Raw genomic sequence first — 14,260 nt, 5'->3', positions numbered from 1 at the left:
AGAGGAATGAAGATGGAAAAACTAGTTGCCTATAAACGTATGCCCTTGTGGAATAAAGAAACCATGCCAGAGGCTGTTCAGCAGAAACACAATACCAAGGTTGGGACTTGGGGGAAAATTACTGTCTTGAAGGGAGCTCTCAAGTTTATTGAATTGACAGAAGATGGTGAGGTTTTAGCTGAGCACATCTTTGAAGCAGGAGCCGACAATCCCATGGCACAACCACAAGCTTGGCACCGAGTGGAGGCTGTAACAGACGATGTGGAATGGTATTTGGAGTTTTATTGTAAACCTGAGGATTATTTTCCTAAGAAATACAATACCAATCCGGTTCATTCAGAGGTCCTAGAGGCAATGCAGACAGTAAAACCAGAGAAAGCTTTGGATTTGGGCTGTGGTCAGGGCCGTAATTCCCTCTTTCTTGCACAGAATGGTTTTGATGTGACAGCTGTAGATCAAAATGAATTGGCCCTTGAAATCTTACAAAGCATTGTGGAGCAAGAAGATTTGGACATGCCTGTTGGTCTCTACGATATCAATTCAGCCAGCATTGGGCAAGAGTATGATTTCATCGTTTCGACAGTTGTTTTGATGTTTTTGCAAGCAGACCGCATTCCTGAAATTATTAAAAATATGCAGGAGCATACCACGATCGGTGGTTATAATCTTATCGTTTGTGCCATGGATACGGAAGATTATCCTTGCTCAGTGAACTTCCCATTTACCTTTAAAGAAGGGGAATTGGCAGACTATTACAAGGACTGGGAATTGGTCAAGTACAATGAAAATCCAGGCCATTTGCACCGTCGTGACGAAAATGGCAATCGTATTCAACTACGCTTTGCGACCATGCTAGCTAAGAAAATCAAGTAAATATGTATGAAGGTTGGGGAATTTCCTGATCTTTTTTCTTTTTTACGAATAATATAGAAAAGGAGGGAAATCATGTTTGTTGCGAGAGATGCTAGGGGAGAATTGGTAAATGTGTTAGAGGATAAACTTGAGAAGGAAGAATACACCTGCCCAGCTTGTGGAGGTCAGCTCCGTTTGCGTCAAGGACCAAGTGTCCGGACCCATTTTGCCCACAAAACCTTAAAAGACTGTGATTTTTCCTCTGAAAATGAAAGTCAAGAACACTTGGAAAACAAGGAAGTCCTTTATCACTGGTTGAAAAAAGAGGCCGAGGTGCAATTAGAATACCTGCTTCCAGAGCTTAAACAGATTGCGGATGTATTTGTAAATGGCAATCTAGCTTTAGAGGTTCAATGTAGTCCCTTGCCTCAAAAAGTTCTTAAAGAGCGTAGCGAGGGCTATCGTAGTCAGGGTTACCAAGTACTGTGGTTGCTGGGAAAAAAACTGTGGCTCAAGGAGCGTTTGACTCGTCTACAACAAGGTTTTCTCTATTTCAGTCAAAACATGGGCTTTTATGTTTGGGAATTAGACAGTGAAAAACAAGTTTTAAGACTCAAATACCTGATTCACCAAGATCTCCGAGGTAAACTCCATTATCAGATTAAGGAATTTCCCTATGGTCACGGTAGTTTACTGGAGATATTACGTTTTCCCTATAAGAAGCAAAAAATATCTCATTTTACAGTTTCTCAGGACAAGGACATCTGTCGTTATATCCGGCAACAACTGTACTATCAAAATCCCATTTGGATGAAAGAACAAGCAGAAGCCTATAAAAAGGGAGAAAATCTCCTGACTTATGGGCTAAAAGAATGGTATCCACAAATTCGACCACTAGTAGGTAATTTTTGCCAAATTGAGCAAGATTTGATTCGCTATTATCTGTATTTTCAAACCTATTATCAAGAAAATCCTCAAAATGATTGGCAAATGCTCTATCCACCAGCCTTTTATCAGCAATATTTCTTAAAAAATATGGTAGAATAGAAAGGATGGAGGAATCTAATGGTATTACAAAGACATGAAATAAATGAAAAAGATACATGGGATCTATCAACGATCTACCCAACTGACCAGGCTTGGGAAGAAGCCTTAAAAGATATAACAGAACAATTGGAGACAGTAGCCCAGTATGAAGGCCATCTCCTGGATAGTGCGGATAGTCTACTCGAAATTACTGAATTTTCTCTTGAAATGGAACGCCAAATGGAGAAGCTTTACGTTTATGCTCATATGAAGAATGACCAAGACACACGTGAAGCCAAGTACCAAGAGTACTATGCCAAGGCCATGACTCTCTATAGCCAGCTAGACCAAGCCTTTTCATTCTATGAACCTGAATTTATGGAGATTAGTGAAGAGCAGTATGCTGACTTTTTAGAAGCTCAGCCAAAATTGCAGGTTTATCAACACTATTTTGACAAGCTTTTGCAAGGCAAGGATCACGTTCTTTCACAACGCGAAGAAGAATTATTGGCTGGAGCTGGGGAAATCTTTGGTTCGGCAAGTGAAACCTTCGCTATCTTGGACAATGCGGATATTGTGTTCCCTTATGTTCTTGACGATGATGGTAAGGAAGTTCAGCTATCTCATGGGACTTACACACGTTTGATGGAGTCTAAAAATCGTGAGGTTCGTCGTGGTGCCTATCAAGCCCTTTATGCGACTTATCAACAATTCCAACACACCTATGCCAAAACCTTGCAAACCAATGTTAAGGTGCAAAACTACCGTGCCAAAGTTCGCAACTACAAGAGCGCTCGTCATGCAGCCCTAGCAGCCAATTTTGTTCCAGAGAGTGTTTATGACAATTTGGTAGCAGCAGTTCGCAAGCATTTGCCACTCTTGCATCGCTATCTTAACCTTCGTTCAAAAATCCTGGGAATTTCAGACCTCAAGATGTACGATGTCTACACACCACTTTCTTCTGTTGAATACAGTTTTACCTACCGAGAAGCCTTGAAAAAGGCAGAAGATGCCTTGGCAGTCTTGGGTGAGGATTACTTGAGCCGTGTCAAACGTGCCTTCAGTGAGCGTTGGATTGATGTTTACGAAAATCAAGGCAAGCGTTCAGGGGCTTACTCTGGTGGTTCTTACGATACCAATGCCTTTATGCTACTTAATTGGCAGGACAATTTAGACAATCTCTTTACCCTTGTTCATGAAACAGGTCACAGTATGCATTCAAGCTATACTCGTGAAACGCAGCCTTATGTTTACGGAGATTATTCTATCTTCTTGGCTGAGATTGCATCAACTACCAATGAAAATATCTTGACGGAGAAATTATTGGAAGAAGTGGAAGACGATGCAACGCGCTTTGCTATTCTCAATAACTTCCTAGATGGTTTCCGTGGAACAGTTTTCCGCCAAACTCAATTTGCCGAGTTTGAACACGCGATTCATCAAGCGGATCAAAATGGTGAAGTCTTGACAAGCGATTTCTTAAATAAACTGTACGCAGCCTTGAACCAAGAGTATTATGGTTTGAGTAAGGAAGACAATCCTGAAATCCAATACGAGTGGGCTCGCATTCCACACTTCTACTATAACTACTATGTATATCAATATTCAACAGGTTTTGCAGCAGCCTCAGCCTTGGCTGAAAAGATTGTTCATGGTAGTCAAGAAGACCGTGACCGTTATATCGACTACCTCAAGGCAGGTAAGTCTGACTATCCACTTAATGTCATGAGAAAAGCTGGTGTTGATATGGAGAAGGAAGACTATCTCAACGATGCCTTTGCAGTCTTTGAACGTCGTTTGAATGAGTTTGAAGCCCTTGTTGAAAAATTGGGATTGGCATAAGATGGTTGAATCGTATAGTAAGAATGCCAACCATAACATGCGTCGCCCTGTCGTCAAGGAAGAAATTGTAGACTTGATGCGTCAGCGCCAAAAGCAAGTCACAGGATCTTTGAAAGAATTGGAAGACTTTGCCCGCAAGGAAAATATTCCCATTATTCCCCATGAAACGGTTGCTTATTTCCGTTTTCTCATGGAAACCATACAACCTAAAAACATTCTGGAAATAGGGACGGCTATCGGTTTTTCAGCCCTCTTGATGGCAGAACATGCGCCAAATGCCAAGATTACAACCATTGACCGCAATCCAGAAATGATTGGTTTTGCCAAGGAAAATTTTGCCAAGTTTGACAGTCGTAAGCAAATCACACTCCTAGAAGGAGATGCGGTAGATGTCTTATCAACCTTGACAGAGTCCTATGATTTCGTCTTTATGGATTCAGCCAAGTCTAAATACATCGTCTTTCTGCCAGAAATCCTCAAACACTTGGAAGTTGGTGGTGTGGTTGTTTTGGATGATATTTTTCAAGGTGGTGATGTTGCTAAGGATATTATGGAAGTCCGTCGTGGCCAGCGAACCATTTATCGAGGTCTTCAAAGATTATTTGATGCAACTTTAGACAATCCAGGACTCACTGCAACATTAGTACCTTTAGGGGACGGCATTCTCATGCTTCGTAAAAATGTAGCAGACGTTCAATTGCCTGTTAGCGAATGATTTTCAGAATAATTTAAGAAAATATAGTAAAATAGATAGGGTAACACTTATCTCAAAGGAGTAGACATGAAGAAAAAACTATTGGCAGGTGCCATTACACTATTATCAGTAGCAACTTTAGCAGCTTGTTCCAAAGGTTCAGAAGGTGCAGACCTTATCAGCATGAAAGGGGATGTCATCACAGAACATCAATTTTATGAGCAAGTGAAAAGCAACCCTTCAGCTCAACAAGTCTTGTTGAACATGACCATCCAAAAAGTATTTGAGAAACAATACGGTTCTGAAGTAGATGACAAAGAAGTCAATGATACTATTGCCGAAGAAGAGAAACAATATGGTGAGAACTACCAACGTGTCTTGTCACAAGCAGGTATGACTCTTGAAACACGTAAAGCTCAAATTCGTACAAGTAAATTGGTTGAGTTGGCAGTTAAGAAAGCAGCAGAAGCTGAATTGACAGATGATGCTTATAAGAAGGCTTTTGACGAGTACATTCCAGATGTAACGGCTCAAATCATTCGTCTTGATAATGAGGATAAAGCGAAAGAAGTCCTCGAAAAAGCTAAGGCAAGTGGCGCAGATTTCGCTCAATTAGCTAAAGATAATTCAACTGATGAGAAAACCAAAGCTAACGGTGGAGAAATCACCTTTGACTCTGCTTCAACAGAAGTACCAGATCAAGTTAAGAAAGCAGCTTTTGCGTTAGATGTAAACGGTGTTTCTGATGTGATTAGTGTTACTGGAACACAAGCATACAGCAGCCAATATTACATTGTAAAACTCATTAAGAAAACAGAAAAATCATCTAATATTGACGATTACAAAGAAAAATTAAAAACTGTTATCTTAACTCAAAAACAAAACGACGCATCATTTGTTCAAAGTATTATCGGAAAAGAATTGCAAGCAGCCAATATCAAGGTTAAAGATCAAGCCTTCCAAAATATCTTCACTCAATACATCGGTGGTGGAGATTCAAGCTCAAGCAGTTCTTCAAAAGAATAAAACAGAATGTCTCTTTGTCAACTGTAGTGGGTTGAAGAAAAGTTAATCTCTAGAAAGGACAAATTTAGTCCTTTCTTTTTTGGTTTTTTCTTCATCCTAACAAAAATATATAATTTTAGATATTGATATTTAAAAAGAATGATCTTCATCTGGCTAGAGAACCCATATAGTGGTATAATTTAAGAAACATAATGAAAATGACTTTAGTTTAGCTGGATTAATCGTTTTGGGTATGAATACAGAGGGGAAAAGATGGATATAGATAGAACTATTTCAGTACAGATTCAAGGTTTGTTGGTTTTTGAAAGTCCTCTTCATCATGATGAGCGTGGCTATTTTTTAGAGAACTGGCGGAAAAAAGATTTGGTTGAAAATGGAGTGCCAGAATCCTTCTTTCATCATAAACTTCAGAATAATGTGTCTGTCTCAAAGCAGGGAGTTATTAGAGGGATGCATTGTCAGGGCTATGAAAAATTGATGACAGTAGCCTATGGGACTTTCAAAATGATTTTTATCGACCTACGAATAGATTCTCCAACTTACAAATCTGTAGATGTGATAGATGTCAAACCTGGTAGGGCTGTTTTTGTCCCTGGTGGAGTGGCTAATGGTGCACAGTCGTTAGTTAACAATGGGATATTGAATTACCTGGTTGCTGACTATTATGATCCACATAAAAACTATCTAGGAATTACACCTCTAGACAAAGATGCTGATTTGTCGTGGGATTCTCTTTTAAAACCAATTATTTCTGAAAAAGACCAAGCTGCTAAAACTTTTAAAGAAGTTCTTGACATAATTGAATCAAGCAAGAAGAAAGTTGCCTTAATAGGTTCAACAGGTGCAGTTGGGAAAGCTTTATTTGATACATTAAGGAAACTATCTGATATTGCTTTAAGTTGTTTCAATCGAAATAATATTGAAGAAGCTTTGAAGGATTCTTATGATGTGGTGATTTGTACTGCTCCGTCATCAGAAAAATTATTGACTAATCTAGGTTTGAAAAACAATGACTTGGAAATCGATAAATTACTGAATGTCCTAAAAAAGATTCAAACAGGTCATATGATTTTAGTATCTACGAAGTCTGTATTTGATAATGGTTCCAGATATAGTGCCATTCATCAAAAGATTTATAATGGCGTGATTGAGGCTCATCAAAATAAGAACACTATTTATATTATGGACACCTTATATGGAAAGACACTGAAAAAGGGCTTTATTCATGATTTGCTTTCTAGACAATGGACTTATATTTCAAATGATATTGTTTTGGATAAGCCTGAGTTAGAAAACTATTATCAAAAAGTAAATGATCAGCTGTGGTCTCTAGTAGAGCCTCTTCCAAATGAATTATTAAGTACTTTAGAGCCAATTTCTGATATTTATCCTGATGAAATGTGCTATCAAGTGACAGCAATAAATGATTTAGTCAGCCATCTGATGGCGAATTTAAATAGAATCGATGGCGTGAAACTGGGGATCAATCAGTCTGAAATTTTTACAGGTAAACAAATTAAGAATTTAGTAAAAAATCCTGACGATTCCATTTTAGGACAATACTTTAAACAGCAAAAAGGAGATTCGAATCTTGAAAATTTATGAAAATAATAGAGGTTTTCAACTAGGAAATTTGCTCTATCTCTTACTACAAGCACATAGAGATAGGATGATGGGCTATGAGGAAAGTTATGTCTTACGAACAGGATATTTTCAGTTTGCCCAAACCTTTTTTCCAAAAACCGCTGCCTTATTTTCAAAAGCAAATGGTATCGAATTAGAAGATTTCGGTTATTTTCAAGAGGCAGGTGTTGACTATTCTTCAGAAGAATTGGACTCTTTTTGTAGAGAGTATTTGATTGAGCCAGTAGTAGCAGCTTCCGCTCAATTTGAAGAGAAGAATGTGACAATTGCCATTAGAAGAACGGATTTTCTCAATGAACGAAATAGAAAAAATTACGGTTATAACTCTCAATTGTATATCGGTTCTTGTTTGGAAAAGATAGCAGCAATTGAAGGGGATAATTTTCAACATTTAACTATCCGAGTTACTTCAGACGATGTTGTCTGGTGTCGCGAAGAATTGGTACCCTTTCTACATTCTCAGTATCATTTTGAAAACCCGATTATAGTTGAGGAGCAGGATGTTCAAGATAACTTTTTACAACTGTATAGCTGTAACAAGTATTTCATTTGTCCCAATTCGACCTATTGTTATTGGGTAGGCTATATTTTAAGACTGACCAAACCTTTTGTAAAAGTGTTTGTTCCTGATTTTAATACTTTACTTGAACAAAATGGGAAACAAATTGCGGATACAAGAGACTGGGAAGTTGTAAGTGTTGACCGTACTGGCTGTGAGTGAAAAATATAAAAGGGAAAATAGATGAACTATAAAAATATCGTTGTGACTGGTGGAGCTGGTTTCATTGGTTCAAATTTTGTTCGATACCTAAAAGAGACTTATAAGGATATTCAGATTACGATTTTGGATAATTTGACTTATGCCTCTTCACTGAAAACAATCGAAGATTTGCTGGATGACGGAGTAGCCTTCCATAAACTGGATATCGCAAATGAGTTGGAATTAAGTAAGCAGATCGATGAAGAAGTTGATTTGATTGTTCATTTCGCAGCAGAATCTTTTAATGACAAGTCTTTGCATGATACGTCTGTTTTTGTGAAAAGTAATATTGTCGGGACGCACAATCTTTTAGAGTTAGCTAGGAAGTATGATATCCGCTTCCACCATATTTCAACAGATGAGGTTTACGGGGATTTCCCATTAGAAAGTAAGGATAAATTTACTGAAAAAACGCAGTACAATCCAAGTTCTCCCTATGCTGCTACAAAGGCCTCTGCGGATTTATTGGTCAAAGCTTGGGTTCGTTCTTTTGGAGTTAGGGCTACGATTTCAAACTGTTCAAATAATTATGGACCCTATCAAAATCCTGAAAAATTTATCCCAAGACAAATCACCAATCTTTTAACTGGTCAGCAGGCAGTTCTATATGGAGCAGGACTGAATATTCGTGACTGGATTCATGTCAAAGACCATTGTCGAGCTATTGACACCATTATTGATAAGGGTGTGATTGGTGAAACCTACTTGATTGGAGTAAATAATGAGCGCACGAATATCGAAGTTTTACAGAAAATCTTGTTGCAGTTAGGAAAATCTCAGGAAGATTTCAAGTATATAGCAGATAGACCAGGACACGACCTTCGTTATGGAATTGATGCTAGTAAGTTATATACTGAATTAGGTTTTACACCCCTCTACGTGGATTTTGATAAAGGCTTAAAAGAAGTTATCCATTGGTATCAAGAACATGAAGATTGGTGGCAAGAGATGATTGCACAAAAGCAAGATGCTAAGTAAGAGTTTGTAAGAATGTTATGAGGAGTTAAATTTGGAGAATATCATTTTTTGTTCTTCCCCATTTCAAGTTTTAGTCGCAAAGGAAGTTGTACAGACTGTCTCAGAAGACTTTATCGGGATTTATCTAAAGATGTCAGATGATTCGAGACAGGATTTTTATGCTGAACGAATGGCAGAATTTTGTAAGGAAGTCCTTGTTTTAGAAGGAAAAACAGTCTTTAATGATATTCAGGAAGCCTTAAAAGACAGGGCCATCAGTAATCTCTATCTAGCAAGCTTAGATAATCCTGTAGCTCTTAGCGTCTTTAATCCCAGTACAATGAATTTGTATACTTTTGATGATGGTAGTACTTCCGTTGTACCTCTCAATCTCTATACACAAAATCTTGAGAGGGGCATTCCTTATACAAACTTTACCTTGAGAGAGGTAATGTCTTTGTCAAATAGACATTATACGGTATTTGAGGACTGTATTCTCTTCCCAAAAGAGAAGCAGGTTTTTCTAAAGCTTCATCTTGAACCAAGTCATTTTCATAGGGCCAAAAATGGTAAGAAAATAAGCATTTTTCTGGGACAATTTTTAGGCTCTCTCCTTTATCAGGAAGATTTGGAAATTACCCAAAAGTTGACTGCTAAAATTTTAGATGAACAGAAGATTGATTACTACTATCACCATCCTAGAGTACCTTTGAATCCTCATCAAGATAAATTGAAAGAAACTAGATTTTGCTTTGAAGAAGAAATTTATCTTTTGCTAGAGGAGTATGAGTTCGTTGAGGTACATGGTTTTTACTCAACTTCTCTTTTATTGGTCAAAGATATAGAGGGTGTATCGGTTCATGGGTATCGGACCTTTTTAACAACTCATGAATCAAATGTTTTTGCAAAACGAGGTGTGCCCTATCAAAATGTGTCTCAATCGGACACACCTGTTGATATTGTCATGCCTGTCTATAATGGAGCTGAAACCATTAGTCAAACGATTGATTCTGTTTTAAATCAAACCCATCAAGCTTTTCGACTGCTCATTGTGGATGATGGTTCAACAGATAATACAGAGGAAGTATGTAAGCCTTATCTAGTAGACGAACGAGTACAGTATATCAGGGAAAGTCATAAAGGGATTTCAGAAACTTTAAATCGTGGAGTCAGCCTGTCTCAAACAGCTTATGTAGCCAGACAAGATGCAGATGATATTTGGATGCCCTGGCATCTAGACCTTCTCTTACATGAATTGGAAGAAAATCCACAAATAGATCTTATAGGAGCCAGAGTTATAGCTGAAGAGGATGAGATGACTGATAAAATGGAACGAAACCCGAAACATGGTTTATCAGGGGAACCATTGTGGTTAGAGCTTGCCTACCGAAATGTCTTTAATCATTCAACCGTCATTTTTAAACGTTCTGCCTATGATGAGGCAGGAGGCTATGATGCTAAGTGCGATGGATTTGAAGATTGGCATTTGTGGTCTAGAATAGTTACAAAGGAGAATGCTTCAGTTTTGAATATAGTAACAACCTACTATCGTTTATCAGAACGTTACAAACGTGGCATGACTTTTCGTGCGAGACTAGCAAGAAGTCGTGGTTTAAGATTGGAGGATGTATTAAAATAAACCATGGTTAAAGTATTTACAATTAAAGAAGCAGTTCCTGTAAGTTCTTATGGTTTTGAAAGAAGTCAATTAGCACGTCAGGAAATCTTTAAAAGTTTAGAGGTAGAACAGGAACTTGTTTTAACAAATTTAGAGAATTTTGTACCAAATTTTGTTGAAACTCTTGAAAATCTTGGATTTGAAAATTTTTACCATGTCATTTATGATCAGTCAGATCTAGCTAGACAGAAGCCCAGTGTAAAAAAAGAATTTGTAGAAGAGCTAAAGGGTATCGTTAGAGTTGAGTATACAAATGAAGGGTATGTTGGTCTTATTCGCTATCAAGATGGAAGTATCGAATGTTATACCTCTCAACTATTGTATCGATATTCTCATCAAGAAAAGTTGTTCACTCTTTATGATAGTAAAGGAGAATTACTCAAAGGGGATGTGAGTGAAAATTACCATTCTTATCAAAATCTAAGAAGTGGTGAAACCTATACCCAATGGCAGTTAGTCAGTCTCTATCTAGTTAACAATTCTACAGTCGAAGATCGCTTTATCATCGATATGGTTAATGAATATCCTCTTCAATTGAGGAAGTTCTTTCAAAACACAGGTCGTACCTTGTTTGCATATACTCATTACAATATTTTAGACCCTCAAATGAAGTTTGTCTTACAAAACTGGTGTCAAAATTTAGTTGCAAGCCCCGTTTTAGAAGAGCGATTAGGATCTAATTTGGTACGGTTCTTGCCTCCGATTTATGTAAAAGAGGGGATAGAAAAAGAGTACACTTCTGTAACAGATTGGTGTATTGTAGGTAACATGACTTTTTTGAAACGTTGTGAGTGGGCGATTAAGGCGTTTAGGGAGTTACCTGATAGTAAATTGACGATTTATGGAAATTTACCTGTAGGTTATACTGAAGAAGATTTACCTGAAAATGTTCAGTTTAAAGGATTTGTTGAAAATGTTCCTTATGAGAATCATGAGGGTTATATCTCTTGTTCTATGAGCGAATGTTTTGCAAATGCTGCTGTTGAAGCATCTTCATTTGGTTTAGTTTGTTTGCTTTCTGATGTAGATTTAGCACATAAATTTTATGCAAGTAAATGTGAAAATACTAGAGTATTTCAGACACCTAAAGAATTGAAATCTATACTATTAGATTATCGAAAGGGTGGATACTTTAAATCTTCAAGGTTTTATTCTTGCTATACTAAAGACGCTGTGTTAGAATTATACCAATACTTGATTTTAGGTTAAGTATCTCAGAATTTATTAGCTAAAATATAGTAGTAAAGCCTTTGTCTTTCCGAAAGAAGTAGAAGGATTATATTTAATTTTAATATTGTGAGGTAAAGAATGTTTAGAGACAACAAGCGTGAAATTTTTTCTTTCCGTAAGTATAAGAATGGTAGAACTGATTCAAAATTAATCGGTGCAACACTTCTTGCACTAGGTGTTGGTTTAGTTACAACAACACAATCAGTTTCGGCAGATGTTGTAAATGGTACAGGTGGAAGTGAGGTTGCATTGGTAGATAGTGTCGATAAGACAACTTCTGCAAATACAAATACATTTACAGATGATACTGATACTAGTAAAGTTGCTAAATTTGATGCAGTCTTGAATAAAGGTGTTGCTGAACCTACTAAAGCTAACGAAAATAAAGGTGACGCTGATGGTTCAGATGTGTTAACTGTTACTTCTGAGACTACTGTAAATTACAAGTTAGAAGAAGATAATTCACTTTTGAAAACAGAAACAGTAGCAACAGGTCAAGGAACAATTACAACTCCTTATGATAAAAAGGGTCTTGCCGCAGATACAGATGGTAAAGACTACCGTGAGTCAACTGCTGATAAAAGCGGTATTACCGTTTCTGAGGAAACAGGTAAACAAGATACTCTTGAATTGAATGGTAAAGTTTATGAACGTACACGTTCTGAAGTTGAGGGTGCAGATAAAGCTAAGTATAGTAAGACTCAGTTCAATGATATTGAAGCAAGTGTGTCCCCAGAAGGAATGCACAACAAACTAGGGGAAATTGATTATACAAAAACGACAGGTAAAGTTTATCTTGTCGAAGAAACTTCTGACGGTCACTACGGTAAGTTCGTAGAAACTGACGGGGTATCGAGCGATGAAGATGCAGTTTCTAAGTGGAAGGCAGGTCTTGCAAACGCTAAAGACTTCACGAAAGCAAATGTAACTCTTCATGAAGGTGACTCTATTCTTGTATTAGATAAAGATACTTATGCAGTGGGTAACTCTACAACTGTTAAGACTATTAAAAAATTTAAGAGTCCAACTTTTGAATTAAATCCTGATACTCGTAATGTTGAAGAGGGTGATAGGTTTGATTCTCCTACTTTTACTATTCAAGGCTCTCAAGATCATAATGTTTCTGTTACAAAACTAGGACCAGACGGTCGTTTCAAAACAGGCGATGATGTGACTGAAACTACGGTTGCTACTTCAACAGTATTTGGATTTGACACTGAGGACTTTATCTATGAAGATAACCCTTACTTCCAATTAAGTCCTCGCAAAGAAGATTCAAGTCTACAGAATCCAACAGCAGCAGAAGCGCTTAAAAACAATAAGAGCTACCGTTATTTGTTTGATTTATTGGAATTTGCTAAAAAACAAGCTAATACTCCAAAAGAAGCGCAAAAAGTGGCAGAAGTAAAAGCTAGAGTAGATGCTTATTTTGAAGAACTTCCAGCTAAACTTAAAGCCATTGGTGCTGATGTTGTTTGGGTAAACAGTGGAGTACTTGCTAATTCTTATGCTTTTTATATTCCTACAGATAGTCCAATAGATGTTCCAGGCCTTCAAGAGTTACTTTCTCCAAATGGAAATTTAGGTAAAATTATTGAGACTCTAACTTTCAAAAATATTGAAAAACAAGAGTTTAGGGGTACTTCTACTTTAAGCACTACTACTATTGAAAAGTCTTATACAGTAGATGTTGAGGGTTCAATTTCTTTAACTAAAACAACAATTAACCATATTGAAGGCCAAGTTACAAGGGAACAAATTTTAGAGAACCTAGAAGATACAGGTACAACTAAAGAGGTTGCTACCGAACTTCTTAAGAAAGGTACAGTCAAAGTTAATGACGATGGTTCTATAACAATCACTTCTGTAGAAACTTCACCAGAATATAAGTTTTTCCAAGGGGAGTCAGATAATAATGTCGAAGCAATTCCTGAAGGTGGGTATTACAAAGCTCAACCCGATAGTGGTATTGAGTTTATTTCTGCAACAGAAACTTCAAGTCACAACGAAACAACCTACAATAAACGTGAATTAATTACACCAATTCGCGCTTATAAGGTTGTAGCTGACGGAAATTCTACAGTAACTCACTACTACCGCGAGAAAAAAGCCCCTCTAAACGTTAACTACTATTTAGAGAACACAACAACTTCTTTAGCACCAAGTGAAAACCAAGTAGACTTACCAGTTAAGTCTGACTACAGAACTCAATCTAAAGAAATTTCGTCTAAAACTGAGGTTCAAGACTTACCAGAAAAGACCGTTACAACAGTAACTACTTATGAGTTAGTAGCTACACCAGACAATGCAAACGGTAAGATTGCAGAAGGTGGCACTACGGTAAACTATTACTACCGTGCAGTTGAAAAAGTGACTGAGGTAGCAAAACAAGCTCCAGTAACAGTTAATTACTATAAAGAAGGTACTACTGAAAAACTGGCTGATACGATTGAACAAGGTCAAAAAGATATTGGCTCAAACTATACAACTGAAGCGAAATCTATTCCAGATAAAGTAGAAGTTCAAGACCTTGAAGATAGAGTTATCACTA

11 protein-coding genes are annotated in these 14,260 nt (G+C 37.3%); all 11 read left to right on the top strand.

Annotated elements, in window-relative coordinates:
- The first annotated feature begins 12 nt into the window (after positions 1-12).
- On the top strand, positions 13-873 hold the full coding sequence (tehB, locus tag QM843_RS00055) for an SAM-dependent methyltransferase TehB (RefSeq protein WP_261103539.1): 861 nt from the start codon (positions 13-15) through the stop codon (positions 871-873).
- A 72-nt stretch (positions 874-945) separates the two neighbouring features.
- On the top strand, positions 946-1,899 hold the full coding sequence (locus QM843_RS00050; RefSeq protein ID WP_261031435.1) for a competence protein CoiA: 954 nt from the start codon (positions 946-948) through the stop codon (positions 1,897-1,899).
- A gap of 18 nt (positions 1,900-1,917) precedes the next feature.
- Positions 1,918-3,720 carry an oligoendopeptidase F gene (pepF, locus tag QM843_RS00045; protein WP_084863305.1) on the top strand — a complete coding sequence of 601 codons (1,803 nt, stop codon included), beginning with the start codon at positions 1,918-1,920 and terminating at the stop codon, positions 3,718-3,720.
- Position 3,721: 1 nt separating this feature from the next.
- On the top strand, positions 3,722-4,435 hold the full coding sequence (locus tag QM843_RS00040) for an O-methyltransferase (protein WP_414304239.1): 714 nt from the start codon (positions 3,722-3,724) through the stop codon (positions 4,433-4,435).
- Positions 4,436-4,501: 66 nt separating this feature from the next.
- A complete protein-coding gene (gene prsA / locus QM843_RS00035) occupies positions 4,502-5,440 on the top strand; it encodes a peptidylprolyl isomerase PrsA (protein ID WP_414304238.1) in 939 nt (312 codons plus the stop codon).
- A gap of 252 nt (positions 5,441-5,692) precedes the next feature.
- Positions 5,693-7,045: a dTDP-4-dehydrorhamnose 3,5-epimerase family protein gene (locus tag QM843_RS00030; RefSeq protein ID WP_414304237.1), complete on the top strand. Its 1,353-nt coding sequence runs from the start codon at positions 5,693-5,695 to the stop codon at positions 7,043-7,045.
- Positions 7,032-7,805, top strand: coding sequence for an alpha-1,2-fucosyltransferase (locus QM843_RS00025; protein WP_414304236.1), 774 nt, complete (start codon positions 7,032-7,034; stop codon positions 7,803-7,805). The genes QM843_RS00030 and QM843_RS00025 overlap by 14 nt, the downstream gene beginning before the upstream one ends.
- Positions 7,806-7,826: 21 nt before the next feature.
- On the top strand, positions 7,827-8,822 hold the full coding sequence (gene rfbB, locus QM843_RS00020; RefSeq protein WP_261121625.1) for a dTDP-glucose 4,6-dehydratase: 996 nt from the start codon (positions 7,827-7,829) through the stop codon (positions 8,820-8,822).
- Positions 8,823-8,853: 31 nt separating this feature from the next.
- A complete protein-coding gene (locus QM843_RS00015) occupies positions 8,854-10,440 on the top strand; it encodes a glycosyltransferase family 52 (RefSeq protein ID WP_414304235.1) in 1,587 nt (528 codons plus the stop codon).
- A 3-nt stretch (positions 10,441-10,443) separates the two neighbouring features.
- Complete coding sequence (locus QM843_RS00010; RefSeq protein WP_414304234.1) at positions 10,444-11,688, top strand: glycosyltransferase family 4 protein; 1,245 nt, start codon at positions 10,444-10,446, stop codon at positions 11,686-11,688.
- Positions 11,689-11,787: 99 nt separating this feature from the next.
- A partial coding sequence (locus QM843_RS00005; protein ID WP_414327988.1) for a MucBP domain-containing protein occupies positions 11,788-14,260 on the top strand: 2,473 nt, incomplete at its 3' end.

The sequence above is a fragment of the Streptococcus mitis genome (genome assembly GCF_047463435.1).
GTDB classification, from domain to species: Bacteria; Bacillota; Bacilli; order Lactobacillales; family Streptococcaceae; genus Streptococcus; species Streptococcus mitis_DS.
This window is presented reverse-complemented; position numbering and strand designations above follow the sequence as displayed.